The organism is Caldanaerobacter subterraneus subsp. tengcongensis MB4, from assembly GCF_000007085.1.
In the GTDB taxonomy this organism is placed as follows: domain Bacteria; phylum Bacillota; class Thermoanaerobacteria; order Thermoanaerobacterales; family Thermoanaerobacteraceae; genus Thermoanaerobacter; species Thermoanaerobacter subterraneus.
The window spans coordinates 2,664,754-2,689,445 of record NC_003869.1 but is presented as its reverse complement, the minus strand read 5'-3'; the positions used below and the strand labels follow the sequence as shown (position 1 = coordinate 2,689,445).

Sequence of the window (24,692 nt, the reverse complement as noted above, 5' to 3'; positions counted from 1 at the left end):
ATTTTTTATCTACATCTTCCTGTAGATAATTTCTGACCTGTTGATAAAGTCTTTGTTGACATCATATCCAATTAACGTTATAATTTTTATAGCATTTTTTAGGTTCTAGGAGGGGTAGTGATGCTTCGCACTTATCAACCTAAAAAAAGACATAGAAAGAAAGTCCACGGGTTCAGAAAAAGGATGTCTACAAAAGCAGGAAGAAACGTATTAAAAAGAAGAAGATTAAAAGGGAGACACAGACTTACAGCTTAAGGCCGGAATGGCCTTTTTTGCCATGTGGAGGTATAGATGAGGGAAAAGTTGACGAAATTGAAAAAGACACAGGAGTTTAAAAGAGTTTACTCCAATGGAAAAACTGTTGCCAATCGTTTTATAGTTATGTACTACATGCCAAATGGGTTACAGGTCAACAGAGCTGGATATTCTGTGAGTAAGAAGATTGGTAAAAGTGTAGTGAGAAATAGGGTAAAGAGGCTTTTGCACGAAAGTTTCCGGCTTTTAAATTCCAATCTCAGGCAAGGTTATGATGTGGTTTTTGTGGCGAGGGGCAAGATTGCGGAGGCTGACTTTCATACTTTAAAGGAGTCTATAGAAAAATTGCTCAAAAAGACACCCTTGTATGAGGAGAAAGAAAGATGAAAAATTTTGTAATTTTTTTAATAAGATTGTATCAAAAGTATATTTCCCCTATGAAGCCAAGGACCTGTAGATTTTATCCTACTTGCTCTCAGTATTCTATAGAGGCTATTTCTAAATATGGACTTTTAAAGGGTGGATTGATGTCAATTTGGAGGATTTTGAGGTGTAATCCCTTTAACCCTGGAGGATACGACCCTGTAAAATAACTGTTTTGGAGGTATACTATGGCAACAATTGCTATGTATTTAGGACAGCTTTTAGAGTTTATTCACCATTACGTGGGCAATTACGGCGTAGCTATAATAGTCTTTACAGTTTTCATAAGAATTCTTCTTTTGCCTTTTTACATTCAGCAGATGGCTATGATGAAGAAAATGAAAGAAATACAACCTTTGGTGGAAGAGCTCAAGAAGAAGTACGGCAAGGACCCCCAAAAACTCAATATGGAAACCATGAAGCTTTATCAGGAGAAAAAGATAAATCCTTTTGGTGGTTGTCTTCCAATGCTTTTGCCTTTAATAATTTTATGGCCGCTTTTTACGATGCTTAGAACCTATCCAGCCTTTTCGACAGCATCTTTTTTGTGGATGCACAGCCTAGCTGAGAGAGACCCTTATTATATAATTCCAATTTTAGCTACAGTAACTACTTATATATCTTCTGCTATGGTCGCTACAGATAAGAGTCAGAACTCTATGAATATAATGATGTCTCTTTTCATGGGTTGGATTACTGTCACATTGCCGGCTGGAGTGGGGATTTATTGGGTTACGAGCAATATATTCCAGATAGTTCAGCAGTATATTTTCATGAGGGAGACCAAAACGCTCAAGGGGGAATCCTGAATTGAAAGAATTAATAAGAACTGGTAAAACAGTGGAGGAGGCCATAAATCTTGCGCTTAAAGATTTTGGCGTCCCGAGAGATATGGTAGAAGTGGAAGTGCTGGATGAAGGGGGAAAAGGTTTTCTAGGCCTTATCAGCAAGCAGGCCATTGTAAAAGTAGTTTTAAAAGACGTGATAAAGGAGTCTGCTAAAAATTTCCTAAAACAGGTAATAGATGCGATGAAACTGGATATCACTTTTGAAATTGAGGAGACAGAGGATACTATAAAGTTCAATTTGCAAGGCAAGAATGTGGGACTGCTTATAGGAAGAAGAGGAGAGACATTGGATGCTTTGCAGTACTTAGTAAATGTGGTGGCAAGCAAATACAAAGGGTATGAGAGATACAGAAGGATAATTTTAGATGCAGGAAATTACAGAAAAAGAAGAGAAGAAACTCTCACTCGACTTGCTAGAAAGCTTGCTAAAAAGGTGATGGAGACAAAGGAGAGCATAGAGCTAGAGCCCATGACTCCTAATGAGAGAAGAATAATTCATTTAGCTTTGCAAGACCACCCCTATGTGGAGACCTATAGCGAAGGAGAGGAACCCAACAGAAGAGTTATAATTGCTTTGAAATGAGCCCTTTTGCGGGGTCTTTTTTATTTTTTCTTGATTGAAAAGATTGAAAAATTGGTATATTATTTTATGTGATTGTGAAGTTAGCTGAGGCTGGTGATGGAAATGGAATTTGATACAATTGCAGCTATCTCTACTTTCCCTGGAGAAGCGGGAATTGGAATAGTGAGAATAAGTGGAGATGAAGCTTTAGAAATAATTTCAAAAATTTTTAGACCTTTCAGAAAAAAAGATATAAAATCTGTTAAAAGCCACACTATCCACTATGGTCATATTGTAGACCCTGAAACGGGTGAAGTTTACGATGAAGTGCTGGTAACTGTCATGAGGAAGCCCAATACTTACACTAGAGAAGATGTAGTGGAAATTAACTGCCATGGGGGTATAGTAGTAAGCTCAAAGATTTTAGAACTGGTTTTAAAACATGGAGCGCGCCTTGCTGAACCAGGGGAGTTTACTAAAAGAGCTTTTTTAAATGGGAGGATTGATTTGTCACAGGCAGAAGCTGTGATTGATATTATAACATCTAAAACTATGCTTGCTAATAGATATGCTCAAAAGCAGCTGGCAGGGGTTTTGGGGCAGAAGATGAAAGATTTGAAAAACAAGATAATGGAACTTTTGAGTCATCTTTTGGCTTTGATTGACTTTCCTGAAGAGGATGTGGAAGAGCTTGAAAGAGAGGAAATTAAAAGAAGGGCAAAAGACATATTAAATGACATAGAATATTTGATTGCTTCTTCTGAAAGCGGAAGGATAATAAGGGAAGGGCTCAAGACAGCTATAATAGGAAAGCCTAATGTGGGGAAGTCCTCTCTTTTAAATGCTCTTTTAAAGCAAAATAGAGCTATAGTCACTGACATCCCTGGGACCACAAGGGATGTAATAGAGGAGTACATGAATATAAAAGGAATTCCAATAAAGCTCATAGACACTGCAGGAATAAGGCATACAGATGAACTGGTGGAAAAAATAGGAGTGGAAAAGAGCAAAGAAGTACTGGCAGAAGCTGACCTTATTTTATTTGTTTTGGATGCTTCAAGAGACCTTACAAAAGAAGATTATGAGATCTTTGATATTCTTTCGGGAAAGAATATAATATTTGTTCTCAACAAAGTAGATCTGCCTAAAAAAATTGATGAAGAGGAGTTAAAAAAATTAGTAGGAAATGGTATAATAGTAGAGGTTTCTACTGTAGAAAGGACAGGACTTGACAAGCTGGAAAGCGAGATATACAATTTGGTATTCAAAGGGAAGGTTTCTGCTACGGAGGAAGAGATAATTACAAATGCAAGGCACAGGGAAGTGCTAATAAACGCAAAAAAACACATGGAAAGCGTCATAGAGGCAATTGAAAAAGGTTATAGCGAAGATTTAATAACGATTGATGTAAATGGAGCGCTAAATGAGATAGGAAAGATTACAGGTGAGACGGCAACAGAGGACGTGATAAATCAGATCTTTGAAAGATTCTGTGTAGGAAAGTAGGTGGAGGTATGAGGTATATTGCAGGAGAATATGATGTATGCGTTGTTGGATTGGGACATGCGGGAAGCGAAGCAGCTCTCGCTTCTGCAAGGCTGGGACTTGCAACGGTTGGCTTTGCGACAAATTTAGATGCTATAGCTCTTATGGCCTGCAATCCATCTATAGGTGGCCCTGCTAAGGCACAGTTGGTAAGGGAAATAGATGCTTTAGGGGGAGAAATGGCTGTAAATACAGACAAATCTCTCCTTCAAATGAGGACTTTAAATACCAGCAAGGGTCCTGCTGTCAGGTCTTTGAGAGCACAGGTGGACAAGAAACTGTATCAGGCGAATATGAAGCACACTTTAGAAAGGCAGAAAAATCTGGATATAAAGCAGGCGGAGATTGTAGATATTTTAGTGGAAAATAATAAGGTAGTAGGTGTTGTGACAAAACTTGGAGCTATTTATAAATGTAAAGCCTGCATAATAACTACAGGAACTTTTTTGAGAGGCAGAGTCATAATAGGAGAGGTTGGATTTGAAAGCGGTCCAAGTGGCCTTTTCCCGGCGAAGGAGTTGTCAGAAGCTATAAAGAGATTGGGTTTTAAAATGATGAGATTCAATACGTCCACTCCTCCCAGAGTTGATAAAAGAACTGTCGATTTTTCTAAGATGATTATGCAACCTGGCGATGAGGTTATAACTCCATTTTCTTTCATGCATGATAAGATTGAGATAGAGCAGATTCCCTGCTGGCTCACCTACACCAATGAAAAAACTCACAAAATAATAAGGGATAATATACACAGAGCTCCTCTGTACACCGGAGAAGTAGAAGGAGTGGGAGTTAGGTATTGTCCTTCCATTGAGGATAAAGTGATGAAATTTCCCCACAGAGACAGGCATCAGATTTTTGTGGAGCCAGAGGGAAGAGATACTTACGAAATGTACATTCAGGGATTGTTTTCTAGCTTCCCTGAAGACCTTCAGATGGAAATTCTAAGTACTATTCCTGGACTTGAGAATGCGAAGATTATGAGGCCAGCCTATGCGATAGAATACGACTGTATAGATCCTACTCAGCTTAAAGCTACGCTTGAGACAAAGTTGGTAGAAGGATTGTATTTTGCAGGACAGGTGAATGGAACTTCTGGCTACGAAGAGGCAGCAGCACAAGGGCTCATGGCTGGCATAAATGCAGCTTTAAAAATCTTAGGAAAACCGCCTCTAATTCTAGATAGGTCTCAGGCTTATATAGGAATTTTGATAGACGATTTAGTTACAAAAGGTACAAATGAGCCTTACAGGATGCTTACTTCAAGAGCTGAGTACAGATTGATTTTAAGGCAGGACAATGCGGACTTCAGATTGACTGAGATAGGAAAAGAAATAGGGCTTGTGACGGAAGAAAGGTATGAGAAATTTTTGAGGAAGAAAATACAGTTAGAAAAAGAGATGATGAGACTCCCCACTGTCATGGTGAGGCCGACAGAAGAAGTAAACAACTTTTTAATTTCAAGGGGAAGTACTCCTTTAGTTTCAGGAGTTGACCTGTACACCTTATTGAAAAGGCCTGAAATTGACTACAAATCCACTAAATTTTTGGACCCAACAAGGCCTGATGACATTTTGGATAGCGTTGCGGAGCAGATAGACATAAACATAAAATACGAGGGCTATATTTTAAAACAGTTAAGGCAGGTAGAGCAGTTTAAAGCAATGGAGAATAAAAAAATCCCAGAGGACATAGATTACTATCAAGTTCATGGGCTCAGCAATGAAGCAAAAGAGAAACTTTCAAAGATAAGGCCTACTTCTGTTGGACAGGCATCCCGTATTTCAGGGGTTTCTCCTGCTGATATTTCTGTGCTTTTAATATACCTACAACAGATGAGGAGAAAGAGGTCCGATGAAGCAAAAATCAATTGAAATGCTAGTACAAGGAGCGAGTAGTTTAGGGATTACTTTGGAAATGTTCCATGTGGAACATTTCCAAAAATTTTATTCTCTTTTATTGGAATGGAATCAAAAGATGAATTTAACGGCAATTACTGAGGAAGAGGAAGTTGTGATAAAGCATTTTTTGGACAGCCTTTCTGTTATAAAAAGCGGCAAAATAAAAGGGGGAGAAAAAGTTATAGATATAGGAACAGGGGCTGGATTTCCAGGGATTCCTTTAAAAATAGTTTTTCCTGAAATTGGACTTACTCTTCTTGAAGCATCCAAAAAGAAAGTAAATTTTTTAAATTTCCTTTCTCAAGTTCTTCTTTTTGAGGGTATTGAAGTAATACACGGAAGAGCAGAAGAACTGGGAAAAGTTGAAAGGTTTAGAGAAAAATTTGATATTGCTACTGCAAGAGCCGTGGCTCCTCTCAATATTTTACTGGAATATGCTGTTCCTTTTGTGAGGGTGGGAGGACATTTTATTGCGATGAAGGGAAGAGATATAGAAGAAGTATATCAGTGCAAGAATGCTTTAGAAGAGCTTAAATGCGAGATTGAAGATGTGATTGAAGTGAGGCTTCCTTTTAGTGATATTCTTCACCATTTGATTGTAGTGAAAAAGGTTGATGTCCTGCCTTCAAAGTATCCTCGAAGGGAAAAAGCCATAAGGACAAAACCTTTGTAATATAGGCGCTTACCTTTTGTGGGCGCTCAGTTTGTTGACAAAGTCTTTCTTATTTAAGTGGCATTTTGTGTTAATGCTCCAGAGTTGCAAAGCGACTAAACTAAGGCTCACTTTTCGGGCTCAGGCGGGGTACCGGCCAATTCGCCTTTCAGGCTCAGGTGGCCGCTCGCTTTGCTCGCCCCGCCTTCGCTCCTCAAGTTCGCCAAGTTTAGTTACCGCTTTGACAACAAGTCGCATTTACACACAAAATGCCACTTCTTTATTTTGTCAACAGTCTGGGCGCTTACCTTTTGTGGGCGCTTTTTTATTTTAAGTTTTAATTTTAATTTGAGGGACAGCTTTTTATGTTATAATTCATTATATAGATGTTGATAGAATGAGGGATGGAAATGAAAAAATTTCGCGCTAGCCTGCTTGTTGCGAGAGTTGTGATTGTAGAGAATAACAGGGTTTTGCTTGTGAAACACAGTGATGGAGAAAATGAGGCGTGGGTTTTTCCAGGAGGGAGGGTTGAGGAAAATGAATCTGTTGCAGCTGCAGCTATTAGAGAATGCAAAGAAGAGACAGGTTATGATGTAAAACTTCATGGTGTTTGCTATATTCAGGAATACGACATATACTATGTCACCTACTTTTACTCTACAATTATAGGCGGAGAAATGAAATTAGGAGAAGATCCCGAACTGCCAAAGGAGGAGCAGGTTTTAAAAGAGGTCAAGTGGGTGGATTTTGAAGAATTAAAAAATTACAAGGTGTATCCCAGAAAGCTAGCAGACCTCATACAGAGGGAAGGATTTTTAGATTGCTTAATTCCAATACCTGAAACTTTTTTATAATTTTAGAAGGATTTTCCTTATTTTTGTCGAATATATAATTTAAAGGGGAAGAGTGATGGAGTGGGGTGTTAGAAATGGTGTCCAATAAGGCTTTAGAGATTGTCTATTTGCCTATTGAAGCTATAAGGCCTAACCCGTACCAGCCTCGCAAAACTTTTGACATAGAAAATTTAGAAGAATTGGCTGAATCCATTAAAATTTACGGGGTGCTGCAGCCTATTACAGTGAGAATGGTGGGCAACAATTCCTATGAATTGGTAGCTGGGGAGAGAAGGTGGCGTGCATCTAAATTAGCAGGGCTTAAAGAAGTTCCTGCAATAGTCATCAATGCTCACGACCAAGATTCTGCAATTTTGTCTTTGATTGAAAATTTGCAAAGAGAAAATCTCAATTTTATTGAAGAAGCTCAGGCCTACTACAATTTAATAAATGACCATCATCTCACGCAGGAACAACTTGCAAAAGTGCTGGGGAAAAGCCAATCCACAATTGCCAATAAACTTCGCATCTTAAAACTCAGCAAAGAAATACAGGAAAAACTTTTAGAGAACGATTTGACAGAAAGGCATGCCAGGGCACTTTTGAGGCTTCCTGATGAGGAACTTCAGAAAAAGGTATTGGAAGTTATAGTAAAAAAGAAGCTCAATGTGAGTCAAACAGAAAAATTAGTCCAGGAAATGATTGATAAGATAACAAAAAGGCCAGAGGTTTCTCAAAAGAATGGCAAGAAAATGATGAAGTTTTACAAAGACATTAGAATTTTTGTCAACACTATTAAACAGACTGTGGAGGCCATGAAAAGGTCTGGTGTGAATGCCGAGTACACACAAAGAGAAGAGGATGAGTATTTGGAATTTGTAATAAGAATTCCTAAAAAATAAATTAAATTTCACCCCCTGTCAGATGTTCCATGTGGAACATTATTATAAACAATGATATAATAGACGTGAGAAGGTGGTCCTGATAAACAGGGGGTGGAAAAGTGGGAAAAGTAATTGCTGTTGCTAATCAAAAAGGAGGAGTAGGTAAAACCACTACTGTTGTAAATTTGGGATATGCGTTGGCGGTCAAAGGGAAAAAAGTTCTTTGCATAGATATAGACCCACAGAGCAATATGACAAGCGGTTTTGGAGTAAATCCAGCTTCTTTAGATCACACTACATATACTGTGTTAATTGACGAGGAAGAAATAGAAAATGCCATATTAAAACTTGAACAGTACGGACTGGATATTGTACCTTCGAGTATACAGTTGGCAGGAGCAGAGATTGAACTTGTGCCAATGATTTCCAGGGAATACAGATTGAAAAAGGCTATAGAAAGCGTGAAAGAAAAATACGACTATATTCTTATAGATTGTCCTCCTTCACTGGGGCTCTTGACAATAAATGCTCTCACAGCTGCTGATTCTGTAATTGTGCCAATACAGTGCGAATATTATGCCTTGGAAGGCCTGACTCAGCTTATGAATACTATAAACCTGGTGAAAAAAAGTTTAAATCCTTCTTTGGAGATTGAAGGAGTAGTTCTTACGATGTTCAATGCTCGGACAAACCTTTCTATTCAAGTAGTGGACGAGGTAAAAAAATTTTTTAAAGAGAAGGTGTACAGGACTATTATTCCCAGGAATATAAGGCTGGGGGAAGCCCCAAGTTATGGAAAGCCAATTTCCCTCTATGACCCTACTTCCAAAGGGGCTGAAGCATATGAAGATTTGGCTGAAGAAGTAATAGAAAGGGCTGGAATATAAAATTTTAAAAGGTGGTGTTAGAGTGGCGGGGAAAAAAGGTCTGGGAAGAGGCTTGCAGGCGCTTATTCCGGAATACAGAGAGGAAGAGGCTCAAGGGGTAGAAACGGTTCAGATAGATAAAATATTTCCTAATCAATATCAACCGAGAAAGCATTTTAACGAAGAAAGTTTAAGGGAATTGGCAGATTCTATAAAGGAACACGGTATTGTACAGCCATTGGTTGTAAGAAGGCAGGGAACGGGCTATCAGCTGGTGGCAGGAGAAAGGAGATGGCGAGCGGCAAAAATTGCAGGGTTAAAGGAAGTTCCGGTTATAATTAGAGATTTAGATGACTTACAGGTTATGGAAATTGCTCTCATTGAAAATCTCCAAAGAGAAGATTTAAATCCCATTGAAGAAGCAAAAGCATATAAGACTTTGATGGAACAGTTTAATTTGACTCAAGAGGAAATTGCCAAAAAAATAGGAAAGAGCAGGTCAGTCATTGCTAACAGCATAAGGCTTTTGAATTTGGACGACAGGGTGCAGGAAATGCTGATAGAAGGGAAAATAACAGTGGGACATGCAAAGGTGATTTTATCTATAACGAGCAAGACTCTTCAATATGAAGCAGCAAAAAAGATAGTGGAAGATGGACTCAATGTAAGGGAAACAGAAAAACTGGTGAAAACTCTCCTCAGTAGAAGTGAAAAGACAAAAGAAAAAAGAAAAGATAAAAGAATAGATGTACATATAAGGGAAATAGAAGATAATCTCTGCAGTCTATTAGGAACAAAAGTTCAGATACTTCAAAAAGGGAAAGAGAAAGGCATTATACAGATTGAGTATTATGGTGAAGAAGACCTGACTAGAATTTTGGATATTATTTACGGTTTTGAAAAGTGATAATAATATGCTTTACAAATTGATACAAAAGTTGGAGAGGGACTTTTATAAGGTCCCTTAATTTATTTTTGTTGTCAAGGATTATGAATAGGTATAAAATTATAGTAGAAGGTAATCCCTTTGAAGGTGTAAGTGCATATATTAAATTAAAGAAAATAATTAAAAGGGGAATTGGTGAATGATATATTTTGACAATGCTGCTACTACCTGGCCTAAACCTGAAGAGGTATATTTGGAAGTGGACAGAATGTTGAGAAACTGTGGCAATCCGGGAAGAGGAGGCCACAGAATGGCTTTGGAGGCCAGCAGGGTAATTTTTGAAGCGAGGCAAGAGATAGCTTCTCTTTTCAATATCAAAGACCCTATGAGGGTAGTTTTTACATTAAATACCACAGAAGCGTTGAACATAGCTCTAAAAGGCGTGTTAAAAGAAGGAGACCATGTGATAACATCCAGTATGGAACATAATTCCGTCGCACGACCCTTGAGCAGACTAAAGGAACAAGGAGTAGAAGTTACAATAGTCAAAGGGAGCGAAGAAGGAAAGATTGACCCTGAGGATATTAAAAGAGCCGTAAAAAAGAACACAAAAATGATTGCAATTACTCACGCTTCTAACGTCACAGGTACTATCATGCCAATTGAGGAGATAGGAAATATTGCCCGGGAAATGAATTTAATTTTTTTAGTGGATGCCGCTCAGACAGCAGGAGTTTTACCTATAGATGTCGAAAAATATAATATAAGTTTGCTGGCTTTCCCAGGGCATAAGGGACTCTATGGACCCCAGGGTACAGGCGGGCTTTATGTCAAAGAAGGTATAGAGCTTGTTCCATTAAAAGAAGGAGGTACAGGAAGTAGGTCTGAACTTACACTTCAGCCCGATTTGATGCCCGACAAGCTGGAAAGTGGGACATTGAACACTCCGGGTATCGCTGGCCTTAAAGAAGGAGTGAAGTTTGTAAAAAAAGTAGGCGTAAATTCAATTAGGGAGCGTGAGGTCAAACTTACAGAATTGCTTATAGAGGGCCTGAGAGAGATAAAAAAGGTGAGAGTTTACGGTCCTCAGAAAATAGAGGATAGAGTGGGGGTAGTTTCAATAACGGTAGAAGGGATGGATGTTGGAGAAGTAAGCCATATACTGGATAGAGAATTTGACATTGCTACAAGGGCAGGGCTTCACTGTGCACCACTGGCTCATTCTACTATAGGTACTTTAAAGAGCGGAACTTTGAGGTTTGGGATTGGATACTTTAACACGGAAGAGGAAATAATTAAAGCGGTAGAAGCTATTGAAACAATTATTCAAAAAAACTTTTAAAGAACTGGAGGAGAGGATATGCAGAACTTTTTAGAACTTGTATACAGCAATCTTCCACTTTTTACATTGGCACTGGCGGTTTTAGCAATCTTTGAGTTGATATTGATATTGATTTTGAATGCCAAATTTTTAAAGATTAAAAGGACTTATGAAAAAGTCATAGACACTCTGCAAAAAGGAGATATTTTTGACCTTCTTCAAAGAATTTTAGTTGAGAAGGAAGAGATAAGAAATGACATCAATCAAATAAGAGTAAAAGTAAATGCTCTAGAAAAAGAGGGGAGAAGGGCCATTAAAAAAGTGGGGATAGTGAGGTACAATGCTTTTCCAGATGTAGGTTCTGATTTGAGTTATTCTATTGCTTTCTTGGATGAGGAAGACAATGGAGTAGTTCTATCGGGTATTTATGGGCGAAATGAGACGGCTACTTTCGCAAAACCTATAGAAAGAGGGCATTCCAAGTACCCTCTTTCTGCAGAAGAGGTACAAGCTATTGAGAGGGCGAAGAGAAAAGCATTGTAGTGTGGGGAGTGATTAGCTTGATCGCTTTCATTGTCAACCCTGTGGCAGGGGGAGGAAGAGCTTACAGGAAAATTCCTGAAATACGAAGAATTATGAAAAAGAAATTAATCGATTACAAAATATTTATAACAAAGTACGCAGGGCACGGCAAAATCTTAGCAAGAAAGGCTGCATTAAGCGGCTTTAAAGTGGTGGTAGCTGTAGGTGGAGATGGAACAGTTTTGGAAGTTGTCAATGGCATAAAAGGGACTCCTGCTGCTTTGGGAGTGATTCCTGTAGGGACAGGCAATGACTTTGCTAGGTTTTTCCATATACCCAAAAAAATAGAAAAAGCCATAGATGTTTTGATAATGGGAAATGTAAAAGTCATAGACGCAGCCTTGATAAATGGCATATTAACATTTGGGAATATTGCCAGCACAGGGATTGCATCTGAGACTGCAGCTTTGGCTGTTCGGTTCAAAAAATTTTTCTCGGGAATTTGGGCCTATTTAGTTGCTCTTTTAAATGTTCTTTTTAGGTACAAGCCCTATTCTGTTAAGATAAAAATGGATGGAAAAGAGATAAAGAAAGATATAACGATTTTTGCTGCAGGAGTTTTGAGCTATTACGCTGGCGGCATAAAACTTTTGCCGGGAGCTGACCCCCACGATGGGTGTCTGGATGTGATGATAGTGGGAAGAGTGAACAAGCTAAAGATTTTGGTGCTGCTTCCATTGGTTATTTTTGGAAAACATGTGCACTTGAAAAGTTTGGTGGAAACTTATAGGACAAAGAGAGTAGAAATAGAGGCCGATAAAGAAATACCTATAACTGTTGACGGAGAAATACTTTATAGCAGTAAAATTGAAATAAAAGTAGAAGAAAATGCCATAAAATTATGTACCCTTTGAAATTAAGGGTATATTGAAATAAACTCTCAGGAATAATAAATTATGAAACCTGAGAGTTTAATTATTTTTTGGAGGAAGAGAAGGTGAAAGAAGGAGTAGGAAAGCTTGTCATAATAGGAGGAGCAGAAGATAAAGAGGACAGATGTGAAATTTTGAGGGAGGTTGTAAGTTTAGCAGGCGGAGAAAAGAGCAAGATAGTTGTGATGACTACAGCGACGGAAAAGGCCGAGGAAGTAGGAGAAATGTACGAGACAATTTTTAAAAGATTGGGGGCAAAAGAGGTCCGGATAGTCAATATAAATTCCAGGCAAAAAGAAGAAATAGAAAATGCCAAAGGCTTATTGAGAAACTGCGACTGCGTGTTTTTTACAGGAGGAGACCAGTTGAGGATAACAAGCATTTTAGGAGGAAGTGGCATAGATGATATGCTAAGGGACATGCACGAAAAGGGGGTTTTGATAGTCGGGACGAGTGCAGGAGCATCTGTGATGTCTCAGACGATGATTGTAGAGGGGAATGACGATGATTCCCCTAGGAAATGCACTATAAAGATGGCACCAGGGCTGGGATTGTTAAAGAATGTAATAATAGACCAGCATTTTGCTCAAAGGGGTCGCATAGGGAGGCTTCTTGCTGCAATAGCACAGAATCCGAGCAATTTGGGCATAGGAATTGATGAGGATACGGCGATAGTGGTGGAGGAAAATCGCTTTAAAGTGATTGGCAATAATGCTGTAACAGTAGTGGACGGGAGGTGGCTTACTCATTCAAATGTCTCTGAATCGAAGCCCGATGAGATTTTGGCTCTGACAAATGTGCTCATTCACATCTTGCCGTCAGGTTATCAATTTGACTTAAAAAGGTGGCGGCCTGAACCTGCGATTGAGGAGGATAAAATATGAAAATAAAGGAAATAAGGGTGTACAGGGGAAGGAATGTATACAGCCACAGACCCGTGATAAAAATGACAGTAGACATAGAAGGGGAGGAAATCCCTACAAAAGATATACCCGGATTCAATGAAACTCTCCTTAATCTTCTTCCCGGATTAAAAAAACATACCTGCTCTTACGGCTATGAAGGTGGCTTTGCAAAAAGGCTGGAAGAGGGCACATACCTTCCCCATGTGACAGAACACATAATTTTAGAACTTCAAAACGTGCTGGGATATGACGTTAAGTTTGGAAGAGCGCGGAATGTTGAAGGAAGCCTGTATAATGTTATATTTGAATATAGCTTAGAAGAATGCGGAATAAGGGCAGCAAAGTTAGCTGTTGATTTAGTAAATAAGCTTATAAGAGGCGAGAAAATAGATTTGGAGGAAAAGTTGGAGAAAATTAGCAATATAATTGCAGAAGTAGAGCTGGGGCCTAGCACAATGGCCATAAAAATGGAAGCACTAAAAAGGGGGATACCGGTTACAAGAGTTGGAAATGGGAGCATACTGAGATTAGGATATGGCAAATATCAGAAAATAATTGAAGGGACTATTTCTCAGAATACGAGCTGTATCGCTGTTGACATCGCCTCAGACAAAATCCTGACCAAGAAAATACTTAAAGACCACGGCCTTCCAGTTCCAGAAGGAGATGTAGCTTACAATGAAGAAGAAGCTATTTCAATTGCAGAAGAGCTGGGCTATCCCGTTGTCATAAAGCCCTACAATGGGAATCAGGGGAAAGGAGTTCACCTCAATATCTCAAACAGAGAAGAAGTGGTGATAGCCTATAGAAATGCCAAAAATTACAGTGACCTTGTGATGGTGGAAAAGCAAATTAGAGGAAGACATTACAGAGTGCTGGTAGTGGGCGAGAAAGTCGTGGCTGTTGCGGAGAGAATCCCTGCCCACGTTATAGGGGATGGAGTTCACACAGTGAAAGAGCTTATTGAGATAGAGAATAAAAATCCTTTAAGAGGAAATGGCCATGAAAAACCCCTCACCAAAATAACAGTAGATGCTGTGTCAAAAATGGTGCTTCAGAAACAAGGGCTTACCCTTGATGATGTGCCAAGGAAAGGTAGAAAGGTTTTCTTAAGGGAAAGTGCTAACTTGAGCACTGGAGGAATTGCCATAGACAGAACTGACGAAATACACCCTCACAACATAGAAATTGCAGTAAGAGCAGCAAAAGCTATAGGACTTGACATAGCAGGAATAGACATTACTATGGAAGATATAAGAAAACCTCTATCTGCAACCAATGGGGCTATAATAGAAATAAATGCATCGCCTGGCATAAGAATGCACCATTATCCTAGCAAGGGCAAGCCCAGAAATGTTGCAAAAGCCATTGTTGACATGCTGTTTCCTAAAGGAAGCAAAGCTACAATTCCAATTGTGTCTATAACAGGCACTAACGGAAAGACGACAGTGACCAGAATGGTGGCCCATATCCTAAAAACCTATGGATATACAGTGGGAATGACTACAACAGATGGCATATACATTGACGATAAATGCATATACAAGGGAGATAATACAGGCCCCAAAAGCGCTAGAACTTGCCTTGCAGATAAAAACATAGATGCGGCAGTTTTAGAGACAGCAAGAGGAGGCATTTTAAGAGAAGGATTGGGATATGACCTGGCAGACGTGGGAGTTATAACAAATATTTCAGAAGACCACTTAGGGATAGATGGTATAAATACACTGGAAGATCTGGCCTTTGTAAAGGCTCTTGTGGTAGAAGCAGTAAAGGACGATGGCTATAGCGTTTTGAATGCGGATGACCCAATGACCCCTTATCTTGCAAAAAAAGCTAAAGGGAAAATAATATACTTCTCTATGTATGACAACAACTTAACTGTAAAAAGACATATTGAAAATGGCGGGATAGCTGTGTATGTAAAAGAAGGAGTTATTGTTATTGCCAATGGGCAGATAGTTCCTGTGGTAAGAATTGAAGAAATTCCCGCTACATTAGGAGGGAAAGTTTTACACAATATTGAAAATTCTCTTGCTGCAATTGCCGCTTCTTATGGAGTAAAGGTGCCAATCAACATAATAGCAAAAGGGATAAAGACGTTTTATCCTGACACCACCCACAATCCAGGAAGATTCAACCTATTCAACATTGGCAGTTTCCGAGTGTTGGTGGACTATGGCCACAATGTAGAAGGAATTAAAAAAGTCATAGAAGCAGCAAGAAAACTCGATGCAAATAGACTAATAGGTGTTATAGGGGTTCCCGGTGACAGAATGGATTCCAGCATATTTAAAGTAGGAGAGGTGTGTGGAGGAGGATTTGACTTCATCTATATAAAAGAGGATGAGGATTTAAGAGGCAGAAAACAGGGAGAGGTGGCAAAAATTTTAGAAGAAGGCGCTATAAAAGGGGGAATGGATAAAAAGAATATAAAAATCATCCTGAAAGAGACAGAAGCTTTAAAAGCGGCTATGCACAGTGCAGAGGCTGGAGATTTAATTGTGGTGTTTTATGAGAAATATGAGCCTCTGGTGAAGGTTATAGAGGAATTTGTAAAAAACAGGCAGATTAAAAACATGGAAGATGAAAACAAAGTAAGGGCATATCCTTAAGCCCTTACTTTGCTTTTCTCGCTTATTTCTGTTATGGTTCTAAAAACACCTGCTGCAATTATGTCTGCCATCTTCATTACAGTTCTAAGCCTGGTGTTTTGCAAAACCATGTACTCCATGAAACCGGATATATTTACTATACCTGTGACAAACATATCTCCCACAGGGGGGAGCTCTTTTGACACTCCTGCCCCTGGCTTTATGGGGCCTTTTCCAATGGAAATGTGGCCTACGTGTTTTAATGAGCCAAGAGAAGCATCAATAGCTATTGTAAAGGGCATATAAAAAGTATTTCTTATCTCTTTTAAAACATCAATTATGTTCTTCGCATGAAGGGGATCTTCCAAAGTTCCGAAGACATGAGCTTTATTTCTCAAAAGCGGCTTTAGCTTATGGCCTGTGAGGGGCCCCAAGCTATCTCCTGTAGACCTGTCTGTTCCTATGCAAAGGAGTATTATTTCTCTATAAGGTTCTTTATAGAGGTTTTTGAAGTAAAATTGAAATGTTCTGTAAAAATTTTCAAAGGCGTTTTTATCTTCTATATTTATGAACTCCATTTAATACCCCTTTCTCTGCAGTAGTCTTAAATATATTTTTGTCAAATGTGTAAATTTACATACACTCAATTTAATCTAAAAGCAGCGGTTGAAAAAAAGAGTAGATTCGTGTAATATAAAGATAAAACAGAAAAACAAGGTGATGGAGAAAATGTGGGCAGATATATACCACAAGCTAGTAGAAATTTATGACATAAAAGCAGTAAAATTTTTATTAGATGTGCTAAAAATACTCATCATTGCCTTCATTGGCATTAAGTTTGCTGATTTTCTAATATATAGGTTTTATAAGTTGTACAGTAAATCCAAAATTCAATTGCCTCAGAGGAAAATAGACACTCTGACATCTCTTACAAAAAATGCTGTCAGGTATATAATCTATTTTCTCGCCGGAGCTTCTATTCTCAAACTTTTCAACATAGATATGACCTCTTTACTGGCTGTTGCAGGTATCGGAAGCCTTGCCATAGGATTTGGAGCGCAGAATCTGGTGAAAGACATGATTTCAGGCTTTTTTATAATCTTTGAAGACCAGTTTTCTGTTGGGGATTATGTTACCATCAATGGGATTTCCGGTACAGTGGAGGAGATTGGTTTAAGAGTTACAAAAATTCGTGGCTTTTCTGATGGCCTTCACATAATACCGAACGGAGAAATAAAGATGGTAACTAATCTCACAAAAGACAGCATGATGGCAGTGGTCAATATAGCATTTCCGATAGATGAGGACGTAGACAAGATAATAGAAGGGCTTCAAGAGATATGCGAGGAAGTAAAGAAGTCGAGGGACGACTTAATAGAGGGCCCGACAGTATTAGGGATAACAGATATGCAGGATTCAAAGCTTGTCATAATGGTTTACGCAAAGACCCAGCCTATGCAAAAATGGGCGGTGGAAAGAGACATCCGCTACAGAGTTAAAAAGATGTTTGACCAGAAGAACATATCTTTCCCCTACCCGCGCACAACCGTCATTCTTTCAGAAAAGAAAACTAATTGAGGTGATGGCTTTGCCTAAAGACTTGCACGTTGGTGATATAGTGAAGCTTAAAAAGAAACACCCTTGTGGGTCTGACGAGTGGGAAATTTTGAGGGTTGGCATGGATATACGGATAAAATGCTTGAAATGTGGCAGGATGGTGTTAATGCCGAGGGCTAAGTTTGAAAAGAGCATCAAAAAAATTTTAAAAACAGTTGAAAATCCATCGGGACAATGATAGAATAGGAATGTAAATTGCCGCCTTGCCCTATTTTGCAAATAGGGCCGCTTAGTCCAGAAGGAGGTGAAAAGATGAGGTCATACGAGACTATGTATGTACTCTCTCCAGATTTGAATGAGGAAGAAAGAAAGGGCTTGATTGAGAGGTTCAAAAACCTCATAGTAGAAAGAGGCGGGGAAATTACCAATTTTGATGAATGGGGTAAAAGAAAACTGGCTTACCCTATTCAAAAGAAGTCAGAGGGTTATTATGTTTTAATGAATTTCAATAGTAGCCCAGATGTTTCACGCGAATTGGAGAGAGTATATAGGATTACTGATGGAGTCTTGCGCTACCTTATAATAAGGACAGACGATTAATTTTTATTAATATAAAAAGGTGGGTTAAAAATGTTAAATAAAGTAATTCTGATAGGCCGCTTGACAAAAGACCCTGTCATGAGGTATACCTCTGACATGGTTCCTGTTACTACCTTTACACTGGCGGTTAACAGGAACTATGTGAGCCAGAGCGGGGAAAGGCCTACAGATTTTATACCCATCGTCACGTGGAGAAAGCTGGCGGAAATCTGTGCTAACAATCTAAAAAAAGGGAGACTAGTAGCGGTTACAGGGAGTATACAGACAAGGACATGGGATGACAGCAGTGGTAACCGCCATTGGGTCACTGAAGTGGTAGCAGATGATGTGAGATTCTTAGAGCCTAAATCTGGCTTTGGTAGTGGCAGCGCTCCAGAAGAGGAGAAAGAATTGGATGAAGATTTTGATAAGCTATTCGAAGACATCCCCGACGATTTTGATGGGTTTACGCCTATAGAGAGCGAAGATGACTTGCCTTTTTAAAGGAAGAAAGGAGGTTTGAAAGTGACGACGGCAAATACCAATGAAACTGCGGCAGCTGCAGCTGCTAAAAATAGAAGAAACAAAAAGAAAAAGAGAGTATGCGCCTTTTGCGCAGATAACATAGATAGAATTGACTACAAAGACGTAGCAAGACTTCGCAAATATATCACAGAAAGAGGCAAAATTTTGCCGAGGAGAATAACAGGAAATTGCGCAAGACATCAGAGGCAGCTCACTAAAGCGATCAAAAGAGCAAGGCAAATTGCACTGCTACCATATACAGTAGAATAATGGTATAATTATAAGAGGGCTATGCCCTCTTTTAGTTTACTAAAAAGGGCGGAGGAAAGATGAAAAGCGATTTGGAAATTGCTAAAAATATAAGGGAGATAGAGAACTTAAAAGTAGAAATTTTGGGGAAATTATATAATTTGCTAAAATCTTTTGTCGATGCAGGAGAAGAAGATGCTATCTTAGATAGCATTGTAGATATTTTAATTTACACTTATCTTTTGGGGGATAAAATAGGTTACAGGTTTGAAGAGATAGATGAGGCATTTACAAAAAAATTGAAATCTTTAATTGTTGATAAAAACTTTGATGTAGAATATAATTTTTCTGAGCTCTTGAAGTATGTTAAAAGTCGAAAGCGGGAGTGATTTAATGGATACTAGAAAACTCACAAATGCGGCAATGATGGCGGCTTTGGCAGTAGTATTGAGCCTTTTAGGGGCATACTTTCCACCACTTTTTTTGCTCTTTTTCCTGATTCCGGCCCCCATTGCTATAGCCTGTATTCGCGGTTCTGAATCTTACGCTATTGCCGCTTCTTTTATAGTCTTTACAGCAGATGTCATTTTTATAGACTTGGGGACTGCTTTTACTGCTCTTTTTTTCGCGCTACAGGGATTTCTAATGGGCTACCTCATCTCTAAAAAGAGAAAAGCTAGTGAGGTGCTTCTTGATGTCACTGCCCTTTCAATTGTTGGCATGGTCGGGATATTTTATTTACTCAAACTGGCATTTAATGTAGACATAATGGCGCACTTTTTTAAAGCCATCGATGCCGCAGTTGCGAATATATCATCATCTTACAAGGGTCATCCTAATTTTTCCATGATACAGTCTAACCTGCTTTCTATAAAGCAGATGCTGGAGATGACAATACCTGCTTCTTTAATAATTGCTGTTTTGCTCATGGTTTGGCTAAACTATTTATTAGTTTACAGGATATTGAAAACGCAGCACTTTAATATAGAGCCATTGCCTCCTTTTGATGAGTGGAAAATGCCTTATATCACTGGCTGGATTTTTATCGTAGCCTTGCTGTATCAGTATTTTACAAAAGAACCTAATTTGATAATTACCAATATAGTAGTTCTTTTATCTTTTGGCTTTACTGTAGGGGGACTGGCGTTAATAAAATTTTATCTCACCCGAAAATTAAACATGAACTCGTGGGGAGCGAACTTGTTGCTGGTGTTTTTGCTCTTTTTCCCTTTGACCTCCTGGCTTTTGGCGGTTGTGGGGATAGCTGATACGAGCCTTGACCTTAGGAAATATTTAAGGTAAAGAGGTGTCTTTGTGGATAAAAAATTTTATAGGATAATATCTTCCATAAACATCTTAAACCTCTTGCTATCTGCTTTCTTAATAGGGTTTTTATTTTATTACAACAAAATAATCGCTTCTATTTCTTTTATCATCCTTTTATACATACTTTTGGCAGAATACTATGGGGTAAAGAGGAAAAAGATAGAGCTTGACAGGTACATAGAGGATATATTTTTCAGTGTGGACAAGGCTTCAAAAACTGTCTTGGCAAAGATTCCGCTTCCTGCTGTTATTTTAAATGACAGAGGAGAAATTATATGGTATAACACCCATTATTCTCAAACCTTTAATGAAAATGAAGAGATAAAAAAGCTCATAAAAAAGTATGTCACAGCAAAAACAGAAGAATTAAAAGGGCAGATAGAATTCAATGGCAGATACTATTCTGTCTTGAAAATAGAATCCTCTTTCAAGAAAAAAAGAGAGGGAGATACAAGTGCTACCTTGCTCTTTTTTGACGATACAGACTATGTACAATTGAAAAAGAGCTTGGCAACTTCAAGGCCTGTTGTAGCTCATATAATGATTGACAATTACGAAGAAGCATTGATGAGCGTGGAAGATGTAAAAAGAGCCGTCATCTCTTCTGAAATAGAGAAAAAACTCTCAGAATGGGCTTCTTCTATAAAAGCCTTTTTGAAAAAATATGATGACGACAAATACTTTGCAATTTTTAAAGAAGGAGAATTAAAAAAACTGGAAGAAAATAGATTTGACATATTAGACAAAATAAGAGAAACTGGAGAGGAAATGAGAGTCCTTCTCACCTTGAGCATAGGCGTAGGGGCAGAAGCTGACGATTTTCTCACTTTAAACGAGTACGCTTCTTCTGCTTTAGACCTTGCGCTGGGGAGGGGAGGAGACCAGGCTGTTGTAAAAAGAGGAGACAAAATATCTTTTTACGGCGGAAGGACACAGGCTGTAGAAAAAAGGACAAGAGTAAAAGCAAGAGTTATAGCCCACGCCTTAAGAGAACTTATTAAAGAATCTTCTACCATTTTTATAATGGGGCACAATTTTATGGACTTTGACTCTTTAGGTGCGGCTATTGGGATGTACAGAGCTTGTGCGGATTTGGGTAAAAAAGCTTATATAATCCTGGACAAATCCAATGTGGCTATAGATGAGCTTGTGAAGAAAATAAAGGCAACAGATGGGTATCAAGACCTGTTTATAAAAAGTTCAGAAGTGAAAAACATGATAGATGAAAACAGCTTATTAATAGTGGTGGATACACACAGGCCAAGTTATCTCAGCTACCCCGAAATTGTAGAATTGATTGATAGAATTGTTGTAATTGACCACCACAGAAGAGGTAAAGAATTCATTGACAAAGCTGTGTTAGTCTACTTAGAGCCATATGCTTCTTCTGCCAGTGAGCTTGTGACTGAAATACTCCAGTATATTGTAGAAAAAGTCGATTTAAAACCGATTGAGGCAGAAGCTCTTCTTGCTGGAATAGCTGTTGACACTAAAAACTTCACTTTTAGAACAGGTTCCAGGACTTTTGAAGCGGCTTCTTTCCTGAGAAAAAAAGGAGCAGATACAACTTCTGTGAAACAGCTTTTCCAGAACGATTTGGCTTCCTACATCATAAAAGCGACTATAGTAAAAAATGCAGAAATACTTGACAATGGCATTGCAATAGCTATAAGCCCTCCTGCTGCCAACAATTTAATAATCGCACAGGCGGCTGATGAACTTTTGACAATAAAAGGAGTAAAAGCTTCTTTTGTCCTTCTGCAGAGGGAAGAGGATGTCGCCATAAGCGGCCGTTCCATGGGAGATGTAAATGTACAAATAATACTAGAAAAATTGGGTGGAGGAGGACATTTGACTGTCGCCGGTGCACAGGTTAAAAAGCCTATGGAAGAAGTGTTAAATGAATTGAAACAGGCTATAAAAGAATACTTTGAAGAGGAAGGTGAAGATAGATGAAAGTTATATTGGTAAAAGATGTAAAAAATGTGGGTAAGGCAGGAGAGGTTGTAAATGTAAGCGATGGATATGGAAGGAATTATCTGATTCCTAAGGGACTTGCAATTGAAGCTACAGAGTCAAATTTAAAAATGTTAAATGAAAAGAAAAAGGCAGAAGAGAGAAAGAGGCAGCAGGAATTAGAGCAGGCAAAGGAACTGGCTCAAAAACTTTCTAAAGTGGGAGTGACATTGAAAGTAAAAGCAGGAGAAAATGGCAAACTCTTTGGTTCTGTTACTTCAAAAGATGTAGAAGAAGCCTTAAAAGAAAAGGGATTTGAAATTGACAAAAAGAAAATAGTCCTTCCTGAAAATATAAAGACAACTGGCACTTACTATGCCGAGATAAAATTGTATCAGGGAGTTACAGCAAAAGTGCAGGTGGATGTGGTAGCCGAGTGAAAAGTGAGGGGGAATATGAATGGACAGGACGCGCATCCCTCCCCAAAACATAGAGGCAGAACAATCGGTTTTAGGTTCAATGCTCTTGTCCAGAGAAGCCATAATAGAAGTGTCTGAGATATTAAGAGCAGAGGATTTTTATAAAGAATCCCACAAGAAACTTTTTGACGTAATAATGGAAATGTTTGAAAAGGACATACCAGTCGACCTTGTTACAGTAGTGGATGAGCTAAGGAAAAGGGACATGCTGGAAGTAGTGGGCGGAATAGAATACCTTGCAAGCCTCACTTCCAGCGTAATTACCACAGCCAATGTCTCCTATTACGCTAAACTTATAAAAGAAAAAGCTACTTTAAGGCGGCTTATTGAGGCATCTTCAGAGATTATGGAATTAAGCTATCAGGAAGACGACGTGGAAACTGTTTTAGATATTGCCGAACAGAAAATATTCGACATAGCCCAGGGAAGGAATACCACTACTTTTTCTTCAATGAAAGACATTTTAATGGATACTTTTTATAAAATTGAAGAGCTTTATAAAAACAAAGGAAAGCTTACAGGTATACCTTCGGGTTTTCCAGATTTAGATGCCAAGACAGCGGGATTTCAGCCTTCTGACTTTATATTAATCGCTGCAAGGCCTTCAATGGGCAAGACTTCATTTGCGCTAAACATTGCACAAAATGCCGCACTTTTAACAGGGCTTCCTGTTGCTATATTTAGTTTAGAGATGTCAAAAGAACAGCTTGTCACAAGGCTTATATGCTCAACGGCCAATATTGACAGCCAGAAACTCAGGACCGGAAATTTAGATGAAGAGGACTGGATGAAATTAGCAGCTGCCATGACTCCTCTTTCAAAGGCTCCTATCTACATTGACGATACTCCCGGTGTAACTGTAATGGACATAAGAGCAAAAGCAAGGAGATTAAAGCTTGAAAAGGGCTTAGGGTTGGTGATGATAGATTACCTTCAGCTTATGCAGGGAAGAGGAAGAGCAGAAAACAGACAGCAAGAAATTTCAGAAATATCAAGGTCATTAAAAAGCCTGGCAAGAGAATTAAACGTCCCAGTAATCACCTTATCCCAGCTTTCACGCGCACCTGAGACCAGGTCAGACCACAGGCCTGTTTTAAGCGATTTGAGAGAATCAGGAGCCATAGAGCAGGATGCTGACATTGTCATGTTTTTGTATAGAGATGATTACTATCATAAAGACTCTGAAAAGAAAAACATAGCAGAAGTGATAATTGCAAAACACAGAAACGGACCTACAGGAGTGGTAGAGCTTTTGTGGCTCGCTCAGTATACAAAATTTGTAAGTTTAGATAAGTACAGGACAGAAGAAGGATAAAGGGTGGTAAAGCCCGTGAAAGAACTTAAATATTTAAGAAAAATCCCTTACTTCAGTGAGCTAGAAGATGAAAAGCTCGAGAAACTACACAACATTGCAACATTAAAACCTGTCAAAAAGGGATGCATTATCTTCACAGAAGGTCAAAAAGGAGAAGCTATATATTTTGTGAAGACAGGAAAAATAAAAATCTCCAAAATCTCTTCTGTCGGGAAAGAATATACTATAAAGATAATGGAAGAAGGGGATGTCTTCGGAGAATCTACCTTATTTATAGGAGGCGAATATCCGGCTACTGCTGAAGCAATAGAGGATAGCGAAATTTTGGAACTAAGAAATAAAGACATAGAAGACCTAATTTTAAAAGATACCCAAATAGCCCTTAGCATAATAAAGATATTGGCAAAAAGGTTGAAATACATAGCTGTTGTGATAGAAAACCTAGCTTTAAGAGACTCTGTAGGAAGAACAGCTTCTATTTTACTTACTTTTGCGAGAGAAAGGGGCATATCCACAAAAGAAGGAATTTTGGTAGAAATAGACCTAAAAAGACAGGAACTGGCCAATTTAGCCGGAACTTCTCGAGAAAATATCACAAGGATTTTAAGTCAAATGGATAGAGATGGAATAATAAAGCTTGGCAAAGACAAAATATTGATAAAAGATTTAGAAGAACTCAGAAAAATGCTCTGATTTTGTCCCAAAGTTATTTGGGACTTTTTTATTTTATGTGATTTTTGTCACAGATTTTTCTCTTAATATACCCTATCATTTACT

The 24,692-nt window shown here is 38.6% G+C and carries 29 protein-coding genes; 28 read left to right on the top strand and 1 reads right to left on the bottom strand.

Annotated features, from left to right (window positions below; genetic code table 11):
- Positions 1 to 120 precede the first annotated feature (120 nt).
- The 17 genes from rpmH (at position 121) to cphA (ending at position 15,950) form a co-directional block, all read left to right on the top strand.
- A complete protein-coding gene (rpmH, locus tag TTE_RS13270) occupies positions 121 to 255 on the top strand; it encodes a 50S ribosomal protein L34 (RefSeq protein ID WP_011026763.1) in 135 nt (44 codons plus the stop codon).
- 36 nt (positions 256 to 291) lie between these two features.
- Positions 292 to 642 carry a ribonuclease P protein component gene (rnpA, locus tag TTE_RS13265; protein WP_011026762.1) on the top strand — a complete coding sequence of 117 codons (351 nt, stop codon included), beginning with the start codon at positions 292 to 294 and terminating at the stop codon, positions 640 to 642.
- Positions 639 to 848 carry a membrane protein insertion efficiency factor YidD gene (gene yidD / locus TTE_RS13260; protein WP_011026761.1) on the top strand — a complete coding sequence of 70 codons (210 nt, stop codon included), beginning with the start codon at positions 639 to 641 and terminating at the stop codon, positions 846 to 848. Before rnpA ends, yidD begins: the two co-directional genes overlap by 4 nt.
- An 18-nt stretch (positions 849 to 866) precedes the next feature.
- Positions 867 to 1,487 (top strand): YidC/Oxa1 family membrane protein insertase, encoded by a 621-nt coding sequence (locus tag TTE_RS13255; RefSeq protein ID WP_011026760.1) that lies wholly within the window; start codon positions 867 to 869, stop codon positions 1,485 to 1,487.
- A gap of 1 nt (position 1,488) precedes the next feature.
- Positions 1,489 to 2,109 (top strand): RNA-binding cell elongation regulator Jag/EloR, encoded by a 621-nt coding sequence (gene jag, locus TTE_RS13250; RefSeq protein ID WP_011026759.1) that lies wholly within the window; start codon positions 1,489 to 1,491, stop codon positions 2,107 to 2,109.
- Between the two features lie 102 nt (positions 2,110 to 2,211).
- Positions 2,212 to 3,594: a tRNA uridine-5-carboxymethylaminomethyl(34) synthesis GTPase MnmE gene (gene mnmE / locus TTE_RS13245; protein WP_011026758.1), complete on the top strand. Its 1,383-nt coding sequence runs from the start codon at positions 2,212 to 2,214 to the stop codon at positions 3,592 to 3,594.
- An 8-nt stretch (positions 3,595 to 3,602) separates the two neighbouring features.
- Positions 3,603 to 5,504 carry a tRNA uridine-5-carboxymethylaminomethyl(34) synthesis enzyme MnmG gene (gene mnmG, locus TTE_RS13240; RefSeq protein ID WP_009610971.1) on the top strand — a complete coding sequence of 634 codons (1,902 nt, stop codon included), beginning with the start codon at positions 3,603 to 3,605 and terminating at the stop codon, positions 5,502 to 5,504.
- On the top strand, positions 5,485 to 6,204 hold the full coding sequence (gene rsmG, locus TTE_RS13235) for a 16S rRNA (guanine(527)-N(7))-methyltransferase RsmG (RefSeq protein ID WP_009610967.1): 720 nt from the start codon (positions 5,485 to 5,487) through the stop codon (positions 6,202 to 6,204). The genes mnmG and rsmG overlap by 20 nt, the downstream gene beginning before the upstream one ends.
- A gap of 389 nt (positions 6,205 to 6,593) precedes the next feature.
- Positions 6,594 to 7,040 (top strand): NUDIX domain-containing protein, encoded by a 447-nt coding sequence (locus tag TTE_RS13230; protein ID WP_011026757.1) that lies wholly within the window; start codon positions 6,594 to 6,596, stop codon positions 7,038 to 7,040.
- Between the two features lie 74 nt (positions 7,041 to 7,114).
- Entirely contained in the window at positions 7,115 to 7,921 is an 807-nt protein-coding gene (noc, locus tag TTE_RS13225) for a nucleoid occlusion protein (protein WP_009610965.1), read from the top strand.
- A gap of 101 nt (positions 7,922 to 8,022) precedes the next feature.
- The gene (locus TTE_RS13220) at positions 8,023 to 8,790 is read left to right on the top strand and encodes a ParA family protein (protein WP_009610977.1); all 768 of its coding nucleotides are present in this window, start codon (positions 8,023 to 8,025) and stop codon (positions 8,788 to 8,790) included.
- Positions 8,791 to 8,812: 22 nt separating this feature from the next.
- Positions 8,813 to 9,676: a ParB/RepB/Spo0J family partition protein gene (locus tag TTE_RS13215; RefSeq protein WP_009610974.1), complete on the top strand. Its 864-nt coding sequence runs from the start codon at positions 8,813 to 8,815 to the stop codon at positions 9,674 to 9,676.
- Positions 9,677 to 9,854: 178 nt separating this feature from the next.
- On the top strand, positions 9,855 to 10,997 hold the full coding sequence (locus TTE_RS13210; protein ID WP_009610963.1) for an aminotransferase class V-fold PLP-dependent enzyme: 1,143 nt from the start codon (positions 9,855 to 9,857) through the stop codon (positions 10,995 to 10,997).
- Positions 10,998 to 11,015: 18 nt separating this feature from the next.
- A complete protein-coding gene (locus tag TTE_RS13205) occupies positions 11,016 to 11,519 on the top strand; it encodes a DUF4446 family protein (protein WP_011026756.1) in 504 nt (167 codons plus the stop codon).
- Positions 11,520 to 11,536: 17 nt separating this feature from the next.
- Positions 11,537 to 12,412, top strand: a complete 876-nt coding sequence (locus TTE_RS13200) for a diacylglycerol/lipid kinase family protein (protein ID WP_011026755.1) — start codon at positions 11,537 to 11,539, stop codon at positions 12,410 to 12,412.
- A gap of 68 nt (positions 12,413 to 12,480) precedes the next feature.
- On the top strand, positions 12,481 to 13,314 hold the full coding sequence (locus TTE_RS13195; RefSeq protein WP_009610976.1) for a cyanophycinase: 834 nt from the start codon (positions 12,481 to 12,483) through the stop codon (positions 13,312 to 13,314).
- Positions 13,311 to 15,950 carry a cyanophycin synthetase gene (cphA, locus tag TTE_RS13190; protein ID WP_011026754.1) on the top strand — a complete coding sequence of 880 codons (2,640 nt, stop codon included), beginning with the start codon at positions 13,311 to 13,313 and terminating at the stop codon, positions 15,948 to 15,950. Before TTE_RS13195 ends, cphA begins: the two co-directional genes overlap by 4 nt.
- Here the strand turns inward: cphA and yyaC are convergent.
- Complete coding sequence (gene yyaC, locus TTE_RS13185; RefSeq protein WP_011026753.1) at positions 15,947 to 16,507, bottom strand: spore protease YyaC; 561 nt, start codon at positions 16,505 to 16,507, stop codon at positions 15,947 to 15,949. The genes cphA and yyaC overlap by 4 nt on opposite strands.
- A 151-nt stretch (positions 16,508 to 16,658) precedes the next feature.
- Between yyaC and mscS the strand changes: the two genes are divergently transcribed.
- The 11 genes from mscS to TTE_RS13130 all read left to right on the top strand — a co-directional run bounded on the left by mscS (position 16,659) and on the right by TTE_RS13130 (position 24,608).
- On the top strand, positions 16,659 to 17,507 hold the full coding sequence (gene mscS, locus TTE_RS13180) for a small-conductance mechanosensitive channel MscS (RefSeq protein ID WP_011026752.1): 849 nt from the start codon (positions 16,659 to 16,661) through the stop codon (positions 17,505 to 17,507).
- A gap of 10 nt (positions 17,508 to 17,517) precedes the next feature.
- On the top strand, positions 17,518 to 17,724 hold the full coding sequence (locus tag TTE_RS13175; protein WP_031314159.1) for a DUF951 domain-containing protein: 207 nt from the start codon (positions 17,518 to 17,520) through the stop codon (positions 17,722 to 17,724).
- Positions 17,725 to 17,798: 74 nt separating this feature from the next.
- Positions 17,799 to 18,086, top strand: a complete 288-nt coding sequence (rpsF, locus tag TTE_RS13170) for a 30S ribosomal protein S6 (protein WP_011026750.1) — start codon at positions 17,799 to 17,801, stop codon at positions 18,084 to 18,086.
- A gap of 30 nt (positions 18,087 to 18,116) precedes the next feature.
- Positions 18,117 to 18,569, top strand: coding sequence for a single-stranded DNA-binding protein (locus TTE_RS13165; RefSeq protein ID WP_011026749.1), 453 nt, complete (start codon positions 18,117 to 18,119; stop codon positions 18,567 to 18,569).
- A gap of 21 nt (positions 18,570 to 18,590) precedes the next feature.
- Entirely contained in the window at positions 18,591 to 18,860 is a 270-nt protein-coding gene (rpsR, locus tag TTE_RS13160; protein ID WP_011026748.1) for a 30S ribosomal protein S18, read from the top strand.
- 59 nt (positions 18,861 to 18,919) lie between these two features.
- Positions 18,920 to 19,228, top strand: a complete 309-nt coding sequence (locus TTE_RS13155; RefSeq protein WP_011026747.1) for a MazG-like family protein — start codon at positions 18,920 to 18,922, stop codon at positions 19,226 to 19,228.
- Between the two features lie 4 nt (positions 19,229 to 19,232).
- Positions 19,233 to 20,141, top strand: a complete 909-nt coding sequence (locus TTE_RS13150; RefSeq protein ID WP_011026746.1) for a YybS family protein — start codon at positions 19,233 to 19,235, stop codon at positions 20,139 to 20,141.
- Positions 20,142 to 20,153: 12 nt separating this feature from the next.
- The gene (locus TTE_RS13145; protein WP_011026745.1) at positions 20,154 to 22,121 is read left to right on the top strand and encodes a DHH family phosphoesterase; all 1,968 of its coding nucleotides are present in this window, start codon (positions 20,154 to 20,156) and stop codon (positions 22,119 to 22,121) included.
- Positions 22,118 to 22,561 (top strand): 50S ribosomal protein L9, encoded by a 444-nt coding sequence (gene rplI / locus TTE_RS13140; protein ID WP_011026744.1) that lies wholly within the window; start codon positions 22,118 to 22,120, stop codon positions 22,559 to 22,561. Before TTE_RS13145 ends, rplI begins: the two co-directional genes overlap by 4 nt.
- A gap of 19 nt (positions 22,562 to 22,580) precedes the next feature.
- Complete coding sequence (gene dnaB / locus TTE_RS13135) at positions 22,581 to 23,915, top strand: replicative DNA helicase (protein WP_011026743.1); 1,335 nt, start codon at positions 22,581 to 22,583, stop codon at positions 23,913 to 23,915.
- Positions 23,916 to 23,918: 3 nt separating this feature from the next.
- Positions 23,919 to 24,608: a Crp/Fnr family transcriptional regulator gene (locus TTE_RS13130; protein ID WP_081427439.1), complete on the top strand. Its 690-nt coding sequence runs from the start codon at positions 23,919 to 23,921 to the stop codon at positions 24,606 to 24,608.
- The last annotated feature ends 84 nt before the right edge of the window (positions 24,609 to 24,692 follow it).